Below are 16,530 nucleotides of genomic sequence, written 5' to 3'. Positions count from 1 at the left end.
AGCCATCGACTTGTCGGCTCCTGCTATCAGCTTTATTGCTATTGGCTGGCAACCTACCGGCCGCCGAATCAACATCGCCGCCGCCTGCCAAAATCGAACATCCCGTGAAGGAAAGTGATCTGACCAAAGTTGTCTTGACAGCGGAAGCCGTCAACCGGCTAGGCATAGTTACCACAACGGTTGAAAAACGACCGCTAACCCGCACGCGCTTGTTCGGCGGCGAGATCACACTGCCGGCGCTGACTGCTTCAGCAAACAGTAACAGCCAATCGGTTTATACCATCCTGCCATCGCTGGCACCGGCAGAGCTCGTGCGTTTGGCGCAATCGCAAATCGACGCCGACGGTCAGGTGGATCAAGCCAAGGTGCAGATGCAAGCCGCCCAACAAGTCTTGAATCGGACCGAACAAATGCGTCGCGACAAGGTGGGCACCGAACGCTCTGTTGACGATGCCAAGGCGCAGGTCGGCATGGCCGAGGCCGCTTTGAAAACCGCACATGCTCGCCGCGATTTACTCGGTCCCGCGCTGTTGGACGTCAACAACCGCCGCACGTTTTGGGTGCGGGTGCCGGTCTATGTCGATGATTTATCGGGATTGAACACCACCGCCCAAGCCCGTGTTTGCGGGCTGAAAGATTCGCCTGAAAATGTCTCTCGTCCTGCCATGCCGGTCGCGGCGCCGCCTTCCGCTAATCCGGCGGCCGCCACGGTCGATCTGTTCTACGCAGTGAAAAATTCGGATACCGCATTTCGCCCCGGTCAGCGGGTCGGTGTCTCAATCCCGTTGCGAAGCGAAGACGAAAATCTCGTCATTCCCTGGTCGGCGATTGTGCATGACGTGAGTGGTGGCAGCTGGATATATCAAGTGTTGGAAACCAATAGGTATATGCGCCGACGGGTACAGATACTGCGGGTGGTTGACGATCAAGCCGCCGTAACGGGCGACATCGTGGCGGGTATCGAAGTGGTTACTTCCGGTGTGGCCGAATTGTTCGGCACCGAATTTGGAGTCGGCAAATGATGCGCTGGCTGATTACCGTTGCCTTACGCCAACGTCTATTAGTGTTGGCCTTGGCTGTGGTACTGGTGATATTGGGTGTGCAAGCCGCGCGGCAAATGCCGTTGGACGTGTTCCCGGAATTCGCGCCGCCGCTGGTGGAAATCCAGACTGAAGCACCCGGATTGTCCACAGAGGAAGTGGAGAGCCTGATCACCGTACCCTTGGAAAACGCGGTCAACGGCACGGCCTGGCTCAAAACCCTTCGTTCCAAGTCGGTGTTGGGTCTGTCGTCAGTGGTCTGTATCTTTCAGGAGGGCACGGATTTGATGCGGGCCAGACAGTTGGTGCAGGAGCGCGTCGCCACCATCACACCACGCCTGCCGGCCGTGGCTCGCGCACCGGTGATGTTATCGCCATTATCGTCCACCAGTCGGGCACTGAAGATTGGCGTTTCATCGAAAAAACTATCGCAGATGGAATTGTCCGAATTGGCTTTGTGGACCATTCGCCCACGCTTGATGGCCGTGCCTGGTGTGGCCAACGTAGCCATTTGGGGGCAACGTGATCGGCAGTTACAGGTACTGGTTGATCCTGATCGCCTGGCCGCCAACGGCGTGACGCTGGATGCGGTGGTACGTGCGGCGGGCGATGCGGCCACCGTATCGGCTGGGGGTTTTGTTGATCTACCCAATCAACGCCTGCCGGTGACACACGTGTCTTCGCTGCAAACACCGGACGATATGGCCCGCACCGTGGTGCAGTTCACTGGCGGTGCGCCATTGCGCTTGGGCGATGTGGCTGAAATCGTTGAAAGTCACCCGCCGCCGATTGGCGATGCGGTGATCAACGATGGGCCGGGCTTGCTGCTGATCGTCGAAAAACAACCCTGGGGCAATACCTTGGATGTGACTCGCAAGGTCGAAGCGACCTTGGCGGCTTTGCAACCCGGTCTGCACGAGGTCGACATCGATCCGAGTATCTTTCGTCCGGCAACCTTTATCGAACGTTCGTTAAATAATTTAAGTGATGCACTGATATTGGGTTGCGTGCTAGTCGCTGTCATTCTGATCGCCTTTTTGTTCGAGTGGCGAACCGCCGTGATCAGCCTGTCGGCGATTCCGCTGTCGCTGCTGACGGCTGCGGTGGTGCTTTATTTGCGCGGCGGCACCCTTAACACCATGGTACTGGCCGGCCTGGTGATTGCAGTCGGTGAAGTGGTGGATGACGCCATTATCGACGTCGAAAACATTATGCGGCGGTTGCGGTTGAACCGAGAGGCTGTTCATCCGCTGTCAACTTTCCGGGTGGTCTTGAAGGCCTCGCTGGAAGTGCGCAGTGCGGTAGTGTTTGCCAGTTTGATCGTAGCACTGGTGTTCGTACCGGTGTTTTTCCTGGACGGCTTGGCCGGCACTTTTTTTAGGCCATTGGCGTTTTCCTATTTGTTGGCGATTTTGGCTTCGCTGCTGGTGGCGCTGACCATGACGCCGGCTTTGTGCCTGATGCTATTACCGAATGCCAAGCCGCGCCAAAGCGAAGCGCCGTTGACGCAGGTTTTAAAGCGGTATTATCGGCAGCTCTTGCCGGCTATCGTCAGCCGTCCGCAATGGGCGACGGGTTTCCTGATGGTGGCTTTTATATCGACGGCTATCGCTTTACCGCGACTCGGCGAGTCGTTTCTGCCCAACTTCAAGGAAACCGATTTTTTGATGCACTGGGTCGAAAAGCCTGGCACATCGCTGGAAGCCATGCGCCGCATTACGATACAGGTCAGCAAGGAACTAAGGGCGATTCCCGGTGTACGCAATTTCGGTTCGCACATTGGCCGAGCTGAAGTCGCCGACGAAGTGGTAGGGCCGAACTTTACCGAGTTATGGATTAGTTTGGATACGGCGGTCGATTACGACAGTACCGTGGCGAAAATCCAGGCCGTAGTCGAGGGCTATCCAGGGCTTTACCGCGATGTGTTGACCTATCTGCGCGAACGGATCAAGGAAGTGCTGACCGGCGCCAGTGCGACCGTGGTGGTGCGCTTGTACGGACCCGACTTGGATGTGCTGCGAGATAAAGCGGGCGAAGTCAGTAAAACCATCACTGATGTGCCCGGCATCGCCAACCTCAAGGTGGAACCGCAAATATTGGTACCGCAGATACAGATAAGGCTTAAGCCTGACGTGGCGGCCAACTTTGGTTTGACAGCCGGACAAGTGCGCCGGGCCGCGGCCACGCTAATCAAAGGCAGTAAGGTCGGCGAAATTTACCGTGACCAAAAAGTCATTGACGTGACAGTTTGGGGGGCTGAGCGGGTCCGTCATGATCTCGCTGCACTCAGGCAATTAACTATCGATACGCCATCCGGGGCACGCGTGCCGTTGGGCGATGTGGCGGACATCTACATTGCACCTACGTCGAACGAAATCAAACGAGAAAACGCCTCGCGCCGAATCGACGTTACCTGCAATGTCAGTGGCAACGATTTAGGCGGCGTGGCGAGGGAAATTGAAAACCGCGTGAAAAACCTGACGTTTGCGCAAGGCTATCATCCGGAATTTCTGGGCGAATACGCAGCACGACAAGCGTCCAGCGAACGGCTGGCGTGGTTGAGTCTGGCTTCATTGCTGGGCATCCTGGTGTTACTGCATGTCGATTTTCGCTCGCTGCGCTTGGTGCTTTTAGTGGCATTAACCTTGCCGTTTGCGTTGATCGGTGGCGTTGTTGGAGCGTTTTTAAGTGGCGGGGTACTATCGCTCGGCTCGCTGGTCGGTTTCATCACCGTGCTCGGTATTGCCGCCCGAAACGGCATCATGCTGTTAAGCCACTATCGACATCTGGAACAGCAAGAAGGCCAGGTATTTGGGGCAGGATTGGCGATGCGTGGCGCCGAAGAACGTCTGGCACCGATTCTAATGACCGCCGCTTGCGCCGGATTGGCCCTGTTACCACTGATCCTCAAAGGCAACGTGCCTGGTCACGAAATTGAATACCCCATGGCGGTAGTGATACTCGGTGGCTTGATTACCTCGACGTTGTTGAATCTGTTTTTGATGCCTTCCCTGTATTGCAGGTATGGCAACGCTACAGCATAAAAGTTAAAGGAGGTTACGCGATATTGAGTGGCAGAAAACGGGTGAGGTGCGGACCTCCACAGAAGAGAGTTTAAAGAGTCGTGAGTGACTGTTTTTGGCCGATAGTGTTGAAAAAGTCGGTTTTTCACGAATTTTGGCTAGTCTGATGGCCTTGATGGCTTTTAAGGTGTTGTTTTTATTGGAAATGAATTTTATGGTTTAACCCAGTTTTCCAAGAAAGGCACTTTTCCAACACAATCGGCCGTATCCTGACTCGCCAAGAGTTAGCCTCCCCAGAAACCAGAGCATGCTTAGCTACTAATTCTGGGGAGACGTGGGTTTTATATCATTTAACGCAGTCGTATCAATGTCGCCTCTTAGTTTTCGATGGCGAATCCATTGTTCAACTTCGTTGATACATACGCTTGCCTTGGATACCGAGGAATAGTCCCGGCGCCATTAACTTTTCACAACAAGCCATGTTCAGCGAATGAATACACGGTTTCGCCGACGATGAAGTGATCAAGTACACGAACGTCAATCAAGGCCAAGGCTTCTTTAAGTTTTGCTGTAATCACTCGATCGGCCTGACTGGGATCGCTTATCCCCGACGGGTGGTTATGCGCCATGATCAGAGCCGCCGCATTATAGTGCAGCGCAGCTTTGACCACTTCGCGCGGATACACGCTAGCGCCATCAATCGTCCCCCGGAATAATTCATCGCACGCGATGACCCGGTGTTGATTGTCCAAGAACAGACACACAAATACTTCGTGCTCATACGGCGCCAATTTCAACTTGATACAGTCCTTCGCCTTGTCCGGACTGGTCAAGGCTTCGCCTCGACTGAACGTGCGGTTGTAGATCTGAATGGCCTCTAAGATGACATCCTGTTCAGCGGCCATACGGTAACGATTATTGGTTCCTCGAATGAATAACATGGGCTTTCTCCCGTAATCTTAATAATTGGAGAAAGCCGTCCCCTTCCGGGGTGGACTTTCTCCGGAAGGGTTGTAAAAATATTCAAAGCCTCGTCAGCGATGTCTACCGACGTTGCCCGTCGGCAGAACACATTTCGCTAAAGAGGCTTAAGCTGACGCTATGTCTGCGTCAGGTGTTTTGGAATGCGTGCTTGTTAAGTGGTCGTTCGCCAGAAAACCCGCCAAAAGCCACGGGCTAAGGCAGCCGCAGCCATCGGTCCGATTGGTTTTGGCTACATTTCCGCAACGGTGACGACATCACCATCATTGCCGAGCACGATTTGAAAGGTCTTGGAAAACAGCGCCGGACAACTGCCAAATTTCGGCAGCAGTCGTTGCAATGCATCCGCCGGTTTATCCGCCGTGTTGGCCACCACGAAGTTATGAAAATCCCATTCATCGGCTTCCTTGGCGGATTCCATGAACGTATCCCATTCGTCGTAGTAGTACGATGCTTGGCAAACCACCAACCCGGATGACTCCCGACTGGGTACGATGAAGCAGTCCTGATCCTCGTCATAGACGGCATCGTTATCGATGTCGACAGACTCGCCATTCAGGGTTAACCGGTATTGTTCACAAAATACCGCCTGACCACTCACCCATTGCCCTTCAAAAAAAGCACGATGCGTTTCGTTGACGATGTCCAGGGTGATGGCTGGTCCGTTCAAATCGACCAGGTACGAAAATAGCCAATGCCTGGCATCCAACCCCGGCCGAAACACCCAATAATCCCTGTGCCAAGCGAACATCCAGCGTAGCGCACCGACCTCATCGAGATCATCCAAGTCGGCAACTTTAACGAGGCCGTTTTCGACATCGCTTTGACTGACCGGTTGCGAATCTACTGCCAAATTGACGCGGCTGCAGCCTTCCTTAATCGGATAATCCTGAATAATTGCCAATACCTGTTGGGGCAATACCGGCACATCATTCAGTAAATCCAGGCAACGGTACGTTTTCAGGGTGTCATAACCCTGTACAAACGCCACCGCCGACAGCTGGTGCTTGATCGCTTCCAGTCGTTGCCTGGCTTCCCGTAGCAGAACGTGTTTAACCTCGGCAATCACCTGCGCTTCATCGATCAACTTATCCCGGTCCGGCAGACGCGCGAAAAAGTGGCTGGAATCCAAGTGGATGACATGGCCGGGATCTCGTTCGTGGTGACAGTGATAGACCGGTAAGCCTTGCAGATACAGATGAAAATACTCCGACTGTCGTAACCAGTCTTCGCCCTGGGATAAGCCATACACATACAGATCACCCAGTTCGGTCTCGATGAACGGTAATGTTGAGTTAACCGCTCGCGGCCGATCCAGGCTGGCACCGTTAAAGCTTACTTCAATCGGAAATCCCCGTGCCAAGCGACGCAACTGGGATTCAATCCGATCCGCTTCCGGTTTGAACTGGGTCAGCGTCAAACGCGTGATGCCTTGCCAATCAACTGGCTCGATCACAATCGGTTGGAAGGCCAATAGTTCGGCTGTATCCACCGAAAATCGACCGCCTTTGCTGTCGACGCTGATGGCCTCGCAGGCAAAAATGGCCGACAAAAATCCCAGTCCAAACGGATGTTCCCGTTCGATGACGTCAACATCCCAGCCGGACTCGGCTAAGGTCAGTAACGTTTTCAAACAGGCAATGCCGCAGCCATCGTCACACACCGTCAAGGTTCGAGTGTCTTGCGAATACTCGAAGCTGACGAAGGTGGCGCCGGCGCGGCGGGCATTCTGCATCAGTTCGCCCAGTACCGTGGTGGACTGGGTAAAGCTGAAGCGTAAGTTGTTAATCAATTTTTCGGGGTTTACTGATAATTGTGTGGTTTTCATGTGAGTTCCTCGAATAAAAAAGCCCCGAGGAAACGACACAGTCCAACCCCGACGGGGAGAACGGATCATCTCCCCGAGGCGGGTAGTAATGGCTAGCCCAGTGGTTAAGTTAAAGACCTGTATAACACCGGATTACGATGCCGAAGCCAGGTCGGTAGCCGATGGTATGCAACCCGTCCATTCCAGCAAGCTGGATTGTTCGTTTTCCAATACTGCATCGGGATCAATACCCCGGCTGGCAAGTACCGTGCTCATCGCCTGGGTTAACAGGCGATGGCCTTTTTCCCGTTCCGACTCGCCGCCGTGCTTGATCGCCCAAAAGGGATCGAAATGGACATGCCGGCTACTGCGTGGACACTGCTTGTTCACTTCGGTGTGAAACGCCCGATCTAAGTTCTCTGCCTGTTCGAACTGCTGCCAGAAACCTTGTCCGGCTTGGCTTTCCACCGGCGGTAACCAGCGGCGCTGGCGACCGACCCAACGGTTCATCCGATCGATCAGGGTTTTACTTTTCGGAAAAAAGTGAATGGTGCCTACGCCCGGATAATAGCGAACGTCAAAATAACTGCCACCGATCCGTTTTCCGACCCGAAGCGCGTGAAAATGCTGCCGAAATACCGACACCAAACTCACGTCCGCTTCGGTCTTGCCATCGAGCAAGGCAAACACCTTGTCGAAATCCGCTAGCAGCCGTTCTGACTCCCAGTTCAGGCTATTGTGGTACGACTCAACTTTGTGCCCTGGTAGAACGAATCGAGTGGTTTTGATCCGCATGCCCAAGGTGCGATGTTTGTCATTGCTTTTCCAGCCCATGTAAAACACCGCATTGTCACTGTAATAGCGGGTGATCAGATCAAACACATCGCACACCATGCTCAGTTGAATTTCACCTTGCTGATCGATGATGCCTTGCAGAAAGCCATAGATATTCGGCACGGTAAATTCCAAGGACTTCACCGCTTCAAAATCCGACTCCAAGCGTTTCTGCGCCGTCGATGACAAGCGCGAAGTGACCTGTGTCGAGCGTAAAATGCTGGCCCAGGCCCGATTCTTCAGATCGTGATAGCGTTTAAACAACGTCCGCTTCACCGCATCCGACGACGAGTCGTCTTCACTACTGATACCGCCACCGCTCAGTTCGCCGAGGGTTTTGCCCAGCATGGACCGATAACGGCTGGCACGGGCTTCACTGAACACGGCCTGTCGCGCTGCTTCGACTGCGGCATTGAACATCAACACCGCGTTATCGATGAAGGCATTCGGCAAGGCCAACTCATGGGGCAGTTGAAACTCGCCCGCCACATCGTCGGCCTCCCGGCGATCCTGGCGCAAATCGTCCAGAATACTGCCGAGGATGTCCTGTTCGAACGTCGAAGTTTTTTTCAACCAGACCAGGGCCACATCGACCGGCGTTTTGCGTTCGGCTTCCTCGCCGGCGAACATTTCTTGCAGAAACTCGACCTCGCCATGCTGCTCAATTAAACGCAATAACAGCTGGCGTTCTTTCGAAAACGGATTGCGCACGGTTTCGGCATTGAGAATGGCGACGATTTCACCGTCAAATAAAATCTCCCAAGCCTTCAACACGTGTTTGGCGCCGTCGGCAAACGGCGGATTCATGATGACGTGAGAATAGACACTGCCGCTTTGAAACTGCAGAAAATCCATCCCCACCACCGCATAACCTTCATCGCGCAGAACCGCGTGTTTGCGGATATCGATTTCAATGCAATCGATCGGCAAACGTTTACCGTACTGGTATGGCCCTGGACGCAGCAAATGTCCTTCGCCTGCTGAAGGCTCCAATACCCGCGCGAATTGCTGGTTCTTGAACATCGCCCAAGCTTTACGACTCAGTGCTTCCGGCGTTGGGTAATATTGATAAGGGTCTGTCATGGTATTCTCCAAAAAAGTCCCTGACGACCGATTTATCCCTGGCGGGATAGAATCATCCCGCAGGGGTACAGTGAAAAACTCGGCTTAACCGAGTGTCAAAAATGAAAACGGCGCGTCAGATCAACGCGAACCGCTTACCTTGAATGAAGTCCTGATATTGCCGGGCTTCGGTTTTTGCCTTGAACCGGGCATGCACGCTGCCGTCGATCCAGATTTCCCAGGGCAAGCGGTTAAGCTCGCCTCTGACCAGTTCCACCTCGCCAACCCGGAAATCATCGTGTTGGTAAAGCACCTGGCGAGGGGTATCAATGCGAACGATGCAGTGGTCCAGTAAAGCGGGACCACCGATGTCACCCGGTTCGATCAACAGCGGCACTTTGATCACGCCCATCGAGCGACCAATCCAGCCGATGACATCGTGTTCATCGAGCCAGGATTGGCCGGTTTGGGTGTCGCCGTAATACAGCCGGATTTTGCGTCGGCTATGGCGAAGCTGTTCAAGCAACTCGACCACCGGTTCCGGTGTATCGGCGTAATAACAGGTGCCGGATGGCAAACGCTGATACTGGATGCAATGACCTGTGCTGAAGGTGTGTTCAAAGATTTGATTCATGATGTTGTCCTCAATTAAAACGGAAACATCACGACTCCCCAGCGGGAATAGGACATTCCCGTTTGGGTGAATATAAGTGAGCACCGAATCGAATGATTTGGCTAACTCAGACTTTTACAAATTGCGCGTCTAAACGCGCGCATTTTTCAGGACTGGATGTCCAGTGCAGGTTTTCCCAAGGCTTGTAATGCCAGAGGTATTAACTGATCCAAGTCGTCCCAATCGATACTGCCGCCGTTGGCTTCGCCTTGTTGATAGGCTTCAACCAATCCCCGACAAACCCGCATGGCCGCTTGCTCTTTCTTCAATTGCCGTACCGAATGATCCGGTTCCGGCAGCTGTTCAACGGCAACGCATTCCCAGACTAGGCTTTCACCCTCCGCTTCATGATAGTCATCGGACAATAACGGCATGGCGGCGGTGTCATCCCAAATCGTGGCGTCATTGAATGCCTGCTCGGCAATCTGTTGTGCTGCTTCGGGACTCTCCGCGGAGATACCCACCGACACGCGGTGCACATAGTCGATTTCGTAAGAAACCACGAAGAACCGATTCACCCCCGCCGCCGTGACAATTGTTGAGTCGGGATCTTCGCCTGGCAATTCGGTTTCCGCCGATTCACCCGCGATCAATGCGCTTTCATAAGGCTCGATTTCCTTGTTGCAATTCGGACAGCGATCATTACACCCGCAATCCCAACTATCCTCCCATTCGGTTTGGCAGTAGGGACAGCGGTACTGATTAAGATAGCGAACCGTGCTAGCTTCGGTCTGCATTGCAGTAACGCTTGGTTGTTCGATTAATGTCATGGTCATTTCCTCCAAAAAATGCAGGAACGACCCCACTACAGGATGAAGTTCCTGCAAGGTTAAAGTCGCTGATTAAAGCCGGAAGTTGCCTCGCGCAGCGGGGTTGAATTCACGTAAAAATCGGTATATGGTGGCTAACACTCATTAAATAGCAGAGAAATAGCCATGTTTGACGATATTTTGCGCCTTTTTGATTTCCTAAGTCCTAAGCGGACGGAGAGTATGCAACCAGTACGAAAATCGATGGCAATACCACTCGATCCCAGACTGAATGCGTTAAATCTTTGCAAAACCATTTTGACCAAGTTGGATGCTGCGGAAACCGATGTTTTGCAAAACATCGACGATCCGAAGCGAGCCTGGGCGTTGTTGAGCAATATCCGGCAATTGCGACGGGAAACCTTTGAGGATCTCCAAGCGCTATTACCGGACGGCTTTCGTTTCGACGAACCCACGATTGATTTGGCCAGACCGGTACGCACCGTAATGACACAAACCGGCGCGACGCTTGCGGTTTTCAATGGCGGACAGACTCACTGACCGGCACGGATAAACCATTGCCTTTCAGTGCTGCCCGTAATTGGGATACCTGATGCGGAATTTTCTGGGCCGCTGAGTCAGAAACCGCAACCGATTGCTTTTTCGAACGCCGAGGTTTTTTGACTTCAGGCTCGGGACTTTCGATCACCGGTTTGATCTTCAATAATTCCCGTTCGAGTTTGGCGATTTGAATATCCGCCTCATAGATCTCGATGGTTTTTAACTTAGCCTGTAATTGCGCTTCCAGTCGAACAGCCTCACGATTGACACCGTGATTACGTGTCTGAATTTCCTGACGCACCGAATCCGATATCGCCAACCAATCCATGTCCTCGCGGCTACGTGGCATGATGACCGGTAGCCGATGTCGTGAGAAACGCTGCGCACGATAGCGGTGAAACGTTTGAGCTACGTGTTTGAATGCGCTCAGCAGTTGCAATGCCGTTGCCCAAATTACTCGCAAGGCGAGGATGAACATAGCCAGTAAGATGACACCAAAAATAAAGTTCATTGAAGTTCTCCTTTAAAAATTATAAAAAACACTTCGAATGAACAGCACCCAGCTGGGCGATGGTCGCCCGAAGCGGGTTTTGATTTGCAGTGGGTAGTACCACTGCGGTTTACATCGGGCTTAACGCACCCAACACGATCACGGCTTAGCGTGCTCGCCGCCTAAAGACGGAACGCCGACCAAGGCCGGATTCAGCATTCTGGAAAGAATGCATGAAATGTCTGTTTGTCGAATGGGCTCTTTATGTGGAGTGCATTCGACAAACTGCGTGTTGCACTCAGCTACCCGTAGCCACAATCGCCAGGTTAAGACCTAAGGATGGGCTACGGATAATTGACTGGCCGATACTTACGCCGCTAACAACACCGCTTTCGAGAGTTCGAACAATTGCGCTCTCAGCTCTGAAAGATCGTTGATGGTGATGGCAATTGGGAATAGATGACTGACATCCAGCCCCAAACCGACACCGACCGTTTCAATACCACTATCGCGGCAACGCTGTAACAATTCCAGCGTGCTCAAGGTGTCGTTAGGCTGACCATCGGTCATCACCATCAACACTTTGCGCGGTTCCCGGCAACGCAGCAGCGAGGCCGCTCCAAACCAAATCGCTTCGGTCATCGGCGTACTGCCGGCGGCGGCCAGTGAAAATGCACCGGCTCGGGCATTCACACGTTGGCCATGTTCCAGCAATCGATATACCGAATCGTCCTGACGCCCAGGAAACGCGGTCACGCCAGGATTAACCCCCGGAATCCCTTCAAAGGCCAACGCCAGCGCCAAAGTCGCTTCCAACGCAATCGGCATACGCGATCCGATGGGCTGGCCATGGCTATCGGTCACCTGATAACCCATGCTTTCGGACTTATCGAGTAACAGATGAATGGCCGTATTGGGTGCCACCTTGGACTGTTTGCGTTGAAACAGCTTGGTTTCGCCGAGTGGTAAGCGGTGTAAACGCTTGCCATCAAGCCGCCGTCCACGACACGCAGGTTGAGACCGGTTTAAGGTCTGCGATTGCACCAGGCCTTGCAAAGCGGCACGGATTTTTCCCGATTCGCTTTGCACCTTACGAAGTAAAAACGCACCGGCCCGCTCGTCCATGGGTGGCTCGTGGCCACTGGGCATCAGCAATTCCGAACCATTTTCCGCCGCCAACGACAAGGCCGATTTCAGCGATTCAAACACATCCTGCTCGATGTCACTGTCACCAGCGGACAACAGGGTTTGCAAGACACCCATCGGGTCAGCAATCATCGCGTTTTCTTCATCTTCGCCTTGCGGGTTGGATGTCGAACTGTCGGAGGACGTTGCCGGTTCATCTTCAGGATTTTTGGGAGTCGAATCATCGTTACCCGCCGATTCTGAAGACGAATTTTCATCAGTGTCGTTGGGCAATCGTTCATCGGGCTCCATGTCATCCGGCTCAGGCGTGTTTTCCTCATCTGCCGATGGCTGTGCTTGGTTCTGCTGCTGTTGTTGCTCGAATTCCTGCTCAATCATGGTCAGGATGCGATCAGTCAATTGCAAACAATCACTCTCCGATTGCAAGTCATCCGGCACTTCGGACAACAAGCCTTTCAGTCGCGTTACCGCACCTTTCGGAAACGTTGCCTTCAGTGCCGCTTCGGTTTGTTCGACCAATGGCAATAAGGCCGATTGATCCAACACCTTGGCCCGCAAATATTTCAAGACAAAGCTGTAAAGAATATTGGCCGGATGATCATCAATGCTGTTGGCCACAAAATCGCCTTTGGCAATCATCTTTTCAATCACGGTGCCTATCGTCAGCCGCGTACCCGGAAAGTCCTTGGCTAGTTCGTGCTCAATGCGGACATCTTCAATCGCATTGCATAGTCGCCGACGTAATACCGAGTTGCCATAACGTAACGTAAAATTCGAATAGCGAATATGCGCGGCTTCGTGGGCTAAAAGCCCCCAGGCAACATCCTGATAATCCGGATCGTCACCCTCATAGGCCGGCAGCCAAATGGTTTGGCCATCGGTTTCGGCTTTATCACCGCCGACACTGACTTTGACGCCAAAGCGGTTGCCAATGGCGGCCGCAACGATGGGGAAGGCGTTGTGTAAGGTTCTATTTTTCATGGTGTGCTCCAAAAGTTGGGGCAAACCACGGCCCCAGCGGGACATGAATTTGCCCCAGTGGGTGAAGTGTTAAATGGCGTAGGATCAGAACCAGTAATCCTGGTCGGTATCGTCCGCCTCCTCATCGTCTCCTGCCGTCACCGGTTCCGGTTTCGCTGCGTTTTCCAAATCATTGGCTCGATCGGCATCGTTACCGGTTTCCAGATTGGTCTTGCTTTTGTCCAGCAAAACCTCCAGCGCCCATTCATCCGGTGTCGGTTCGAGTTCATCGTCAAAGATGCCGTCAAACAGATCAGTAAAATCCGGCTCGTCTGCAATGGTCTCAGTGATGACAGGTGAAGGTTTGGGTGATGCTGGTAGCACAGATGGCTTGGCCTCCGCTTCATCGACAATTTCTTCATAATCAATATCAACGTCAGTGTTAGTATCAGTTGATAGGATAGGCGCTTGCGCCGCCAACAAACCTTCACCATGCCGCCGGGTTTTATCCGGATCGGCCAGCAACATCGCCGTGGCGAGGATTTCTTGCAGTAAACCGCCCTCGATCGATCCCCGAATCGGGATTTTGCCGAGCAAGTCGTCAATGGTGGCGACCACCGGTGCCACCCGATGATCCAGAAAACTCAAGCCATCGAGTTTGTCGCGGATGCGTTTGATCGGCCTGAGCGCGTTGCGGGTGACTTGTTCCTTGCCGAGTAACGATTGCTCGACCAGCAAGTTGGCATCCACCGCAATTTCATGGAACATCTGCTCGCTCAACGAACCGATTTTGTTTTCCAGCCGTTCGACCTCCTGTTTCGGCAACTGTTCGGGCAATGCGACCGAGACCACCAGATAATCAAAGGTCAAGCGAGTGGCAACCAAGGCCACCGAGTCGATGGCTGTTTCGATGATGCCGGCAAATTCCGGATGTTTGACCATCCAGTCTTGTACCGCCGCATCGTAGCCATCCAGAAACTCGACCCGTGCCTGGGCAAAATCCCCGGCGATACGATCCAGTTCCGCCGTGACCTGCGCGGCTGCCGCGACCGGTACAATGAAGCCGCCGAGAAAGCGGGTACCGACGCGTAAACAAATGCGTTCAGCTTCCTTCTTTAGACGGTTGAACACCGATAACCGGTCAGGATCGAGTAGGCGCTTCGACCCCAAACTGGCCAAATCCTCCGGCGGCAACTTGCTACCGTCGGCCAGTACCAGATCCTCCTTGTTGAGCTTCTTACGCGCGCCGTAAATCGTGGCGTCGACTTTGATCAAGACCACTTGATCTAAAATGAGTTGGGTGTGTGTCATGTGTACCTCCTTTGGAAGCAGGCACACCGACCCCATGGGGCAAATGGCCCCTTCCGGGTGAATGTTAAAAATACCTGCATCGAACCCGATACAGGACAAAACGGTTTGGCCGTCAGCTAATCAAAACCAGTGATCGGTTTGATCGGACATGGCCGACGCCAGATCAAGCCGGGGTTTCAGTAGCCCCAAACTTTCCGCCAGCGGCCGTATGGCCTCGACGTCGGTATCGAATAATGCTAATACCTCTGTTTCGGCTTTCAGGTTAGCCGATACATCACGGCCATTTTCGGTGGCAATACCCACAGAAACGCCGGGAAACGCGGCCTGCTTCAAGGCCATCAACCACAGCCAAGGCAATACCTCGTGTTCACGGTGGATTTGCCCGCTGAGATCGAAGGCTTCCTCGCCCAGGCTGGCATCCATCAACCGTTGCCAACCGGACCAATTACTTGCCGCCAGTCCATAAGCTTGCGACCAGGCTTCCAGATCGCCCTGCCAACGCCGTAGCGCGATACCCATGTCGAGCAAGGTCGCGTGTCCAGCTCGGCAATCGACATGCCAATATAGCTTGTCGACCGCGATCGCCTGGGGCGGTATGGACGAGGTAGGCGTTATCGGTACCGCTCGGGGTAACCGAATATTGCCGTCATCATCAATTTCGACTTCGCCGACAAACACATAGCCCTTGGCCTGTTTTTGCCGTTCGATATCGAGTTGGCGAATCCCGGTTCGCGTGTTGATGCTCGGCAGACGAGAAGCCGTCTTGCCCCAACGCGTCGAGATCGAACCGTCGGCATTGGTAATGACGGCCCAGTCTTTGGAACTGCCATCACTATTGTGATAACGAAACAAACTCCACACGGCCATGACTAAGCCGCCCAATCGTCACCGAATACATCCTTGGCGATGCGATGAATCGCTTCGCGTTCGGCGGGTTCGGCTCTAAAGGTCAAGGCCCGGTCCAAGGAATACGCCAAGGCATTGGGCGCACTTTTGAAGGTGGCCACCAGTGACGCCCAACGCACTAAACCGCGCGTCGATAACGTGACTGACAACATGCCGCCGCCATCCGCGCCGCCGATAAACACCTTGCGAATCTGATTGGCGACCTTGATCATGCTTTCCCGTACCGATTCCGGCATGCTGGGCACCACATCGGCCAACAGTTTCATTTCGTCTTCCGGTTCTGGGTAACCGACTTCCATCAGTCTAAAACGATCCAGAAACGCCAAATTTTGCCGCAACACCCCTTGATACAATCCCGATTGATCACCGCTGCCAGCACTATTGCCGGTGGCCACCAAACGAAACTTGGGATGCGGGACAATTACGTCGCCGGTTTGCGGAATTGTTAGAGGTTTCCCTTCAACGATTTCATTCAAACCGATCAGCTCCGCTGGATCAATGGCATCGATTTCGTTGATCAACAACACATGGCCTAAGCGAACCGCCAGGGTCAACGGACCATCGATCCACTTCATCGCGCCACCGTCGACCAGCATGTACTGACCCAACAGGTCGTTGAGTTCCAATCGACCGTGACCAGTGACCGAATGCACGCCCCAATGTAGACGCGCCGCGACTTGCTCCAACAACGAGGTTTTACCGGAACCGGTAGGACCGGTCAGGTATAAGCCATCGCCATTGTGTGCGCCTAAAAACGCCAATACATCGCGCAAATGATCCTTGCGAAACACATAGGGTTTTTGCGCCGGTACATGGGTGTTTTGTCCTGGTTTGAAACCTTCCACTTTCATGGAAGCAGGTGCTGAAATGCCGAAAGTATCGGCGATGGAATAGGATTGATACATGGTGAGCTCCTCGAGGACTAGCCTCAGACAAAACAAGGGGCGCACCGCCCCGAAGGGTAATGAGCCCCAACGGGTGGTTAAA

General features: G+C 53.5%; 13 protein-coding genes. 3 read left to right on the top strand and 10 right to left on the bottom strand.

From position 1 onward, the window contains the following. The first annotated feature begins 104 nt into the window (after positions 1–104). A complete protein-coding gene (locus ACQE3D_RS19070) occupies positions 105–1,022 on the top strand; it encodes an efflux RND transporter periplasmic adaptor subunit (RefSeq protein ID WP_313730877.1) in 918 nt (305 codons plus the stop codon). Next, positions 1,019–4,084, top strand: a complete 3,066-nt coding sequence (locus ACQE3D_RS19065) for an efflux RND transporter permease subunit (RefSeq protein ID WP_313730878.1) — start codon at positions 1,019–1,021, stop codon at positions 4,082–4,084. Before ACQE3D_RS19070 ends, ACQE3D_RS19065 begins: the two co-directional genes overlap by 4 nt. A gap of 446 nt (positions 4,085–4,530) precedes the next feature. On the opposite strand, the gene radC is transcribed toward ACQE3D_RS19065, so the two are convergent. From radC to ACQE3D_RS19040, 5 genes are all read right to left on the bottom strand, one after another. Further along, positions 4,531–5,004 carry a RadC family protein gene (radC, locus tag ACQE3D_RS19060; protein ID WP_313730879.1) on the bottom strand — a complete coding sequence of 158 codons (474 nt, stop codon included), beginning with the start codon at positions 5,002–5,004 and terminating at the stop codon, positions 4,531–4,533. Between the two features lie 272 nt (positions 5,005–5,276). After that, positions 5,277–6,872: an ATP-binding protein gene (locus tag ACQE3D_RS19055; RefSeq protein WP_313730880.1), complete on the bottom strand. Its 1,596-nt coding sequence runs from the start codon at positions 6,870–6,872 to the stop codon at positions 5,277–5,279. A 132-nt stretch (positions 6,873–7,004) separates the two neighbouring features. Beyond that, positions 7,005–8,768 (bottom strand): DUF4942 domain-containing protein, encoded by a 1,764-nt coding sequence (locus tag ACQE3D_RS19050; RefSeq protein ID WP_313730882.1) that lies wholly within the window; start codon positions 8,766–8,768, stop codon positions 7,005–7,007. A 115-nt stretch (positions 8,769–8,883) separates the two neighbouring features. Beyond that, positions 8,884–9,381 (bottom strand): hypothetical protein, encoded by a 498-nt coding sequence (locus ACQE3D_RS19045; RefSeq protein ID WP_313730883.1) that lies wholly within the window; start codon positions 9,379–9,381, stop codon positions 8,884–8,886. Positions 9,382–9,527: 146 nt separating this feature from the next. Then, positions 9,528–10,247, bottom strand: a complete 720-nt coding sequence (locus ACQE3D_RS19040) for a hypothetical protein (protein ID WP_427551224.1) — start codon at positions 10,245–10,247, stop codon at positions 9,528–9,530. A 108-nt stretch (positions 10,248–10,355) separates the two neighbouring features. Here ACQE3D_RS19040 and ACQE3D_RS19035 point away from each other — a divergent pair, with 108 nt between their 5' ends. After that, positions 10,356–10,730 (top strand): hypothetical protein, encoded by a 375-nt coding sequence (locus ACQE3D_RS19035; RefSeq protein WP_313730886.1) that lies wholly within the window; start codon positions 10,356–10,358, stop codon positions 10,728–10,730. On the opposite strand, the gene ACQE3D_RS19030 is transcribed toward ACQE3D_RS19035, so the two are convergent. The 5 genes from ACQE3D_RS19030 to ACQE3D_RS19010 all read right to left on the bottom strand — a co-directional run bounded on the left by ACQE3D_RS19030 (position 10,708) and on the right by ACQE3D_RS19010 (position 16,448). Beyond that, positions 10,708–11,241, bottom strand: coding sequence for a hypothetical protein (locus tag ACQE3D_RS19030; RefSeq protein WP_313730887.1), 534 nt, complete (start codon positions 11,239–11,241; stop codon positions 10,708–10,710). The genes ACQE3D_RS19035 and ACQE3D_RS19030 overlap by 23 nt on opposite strands. Positions 11,242–11,589: 348 nt before the next feature. Further along, positions 11,590–13,347, bottom strand: coding sequence for a VWA domain-containing protein (locus ACQE3D_RS19025; protein WP_313730888.1), 1,758 nt, complete (start codon positions 13,345–13,347; stop codon positions 11,590–11,592). A gap of 84 nt (positions 13,348–13,431) precedes the next feature. Continuing rightward, complete coding sequence (locus ACQE3D_RS19020) at positions 13,432–14,637, bottom strand: DUF3150 domain-containing protein (protein WP_313730889.1); 1,206 nt, start codon at positions 14,635–14,637, stop codon at positions 13,432–13,434. A gap of 120 nt (positions 14,638–14,757) precedes the next feature. Further along, positions 14,758–15,504 (bottom strand): hypothetical protein, encoded by a 747-nt coding sequence (locus ACQE3D_RS19015; RefSeq protein WP_313730890.1) that lies wholly within the window; start codon positions 15,502–15,504, stop codon positions 14,758–14,760. 2 nt (positions 15,505–15,506) lie between these two features. Next, positions 15,507–16,448: a MoxR family ATPase gene (locus ACQE3D_RS19010; RefSeq protein WP_313730891.1), complete on the bottom strand. Its 942-nt coding sequence runs from the start codon at positions 16,446–16,448 to the stop codon at positions 15,507–15,509. Positions 16,449–16,530: the final 82 nt, after the last annotated feature.

The organism is Methylomonas sp. MS20 (assembly GCF_050275925.1).
GTDB classification, from domain to species: Bacteria; Pseudomonadota; Gammaproteobacteria; order Methylococcales; family Methylomonadaceae; genus Methylomonas; species Methylomonas koyamae_A.
Note: the sequence above shows the minus strand (reverse complement) of the source record. Positions and strands in the feature narration are given on the sequence as shown.

What these genes read in the sequence shown, in the direction of transcription:
- ACQE3D_RS19065 (WP_313730878.1), top strand. Translation starts at nt 1,019, where the DNA reads ATGATGCGCTGGCTGATTACCGTTGCCTTACGCCAACGTCTATTAGTG.
- radC (WP_313730879.1), bottom strand. Translation starts at nt 5,004, where the DNA reads ATGTTATTCATTCGAGGAACCAATAATCGTTACCGTATGGCCGCTGAA.
- ACQE3D_RS19055 (WP_313730880.1), bottom strand. Translation starts at nt 6,872, where the DNA reads ATGAAAACCACACAATTATCAGTAAACCCCGAAAAATTGATTAACAAC.
- ACQE3D_RS19050 (WP_313730882.1), bottom strand. Translation starts at nt 8,768, where the DNA reads ATGACAGACCCTTATCAATATTACCCAACGCCGGAAGCACTGAGTCGT.
- ACQE3D_RS19045 (WP_313730883.1), bottom strand. Translation starts at nt 9,381, where the DNA reads ATGAATCAAATCTTTGAACACACCTTCAGCACAGGTCATTGCATCCAG.
- ACQE3D_RS19035 (WP_313730886.1), top strand. Translation starts at nt 10,356, where the DNA reads ATGTTTGACGATATTTTGCGCCTTTTTGATTTCCTAAGTCCTAAGCGG.
- ACQE3D_RS19030 (WP_313730887.1), bottom strand. Translation starts at nt 11,241, where the DNA reads ATGAACTTTATTTTTGGTGTCATCTTACTGGCTATGTTCATCCTCGCC.
- ACQE3D_RS19025 (WP_313730888.1), bottom strand. Translation starts at nt 13,347, where the DNA reads ATGAAAAATAGAACCTTACACAACGCCTTCCCCATCGTTGCGGCCGCC.
- ACQE3D_RS19020 (WP_313730889.1), bottom strand. Translation starts at nt 14,637, where the DNA reads ATGACACACACCCAACTCATTTTAGATCAAGTGGTCTTGATCAAAGTC.
- ACQE3D_RS19015 (WP_313730890.1), bottom strand. Translation starts at nt 15,504, where the DNA reads ATGGCCGTGTGGAGTTTGTTTCGTTATCACAATAGTGATGGCAGTTCC.
- ACQE3D_RS19010 (WP_313730891.1), bottom strand. Translation starts at nt 16,448, where the DNA reads ATGTATCAATCCTATTCCATCGCCGATACTTTCGGCATTTCAGCACCT.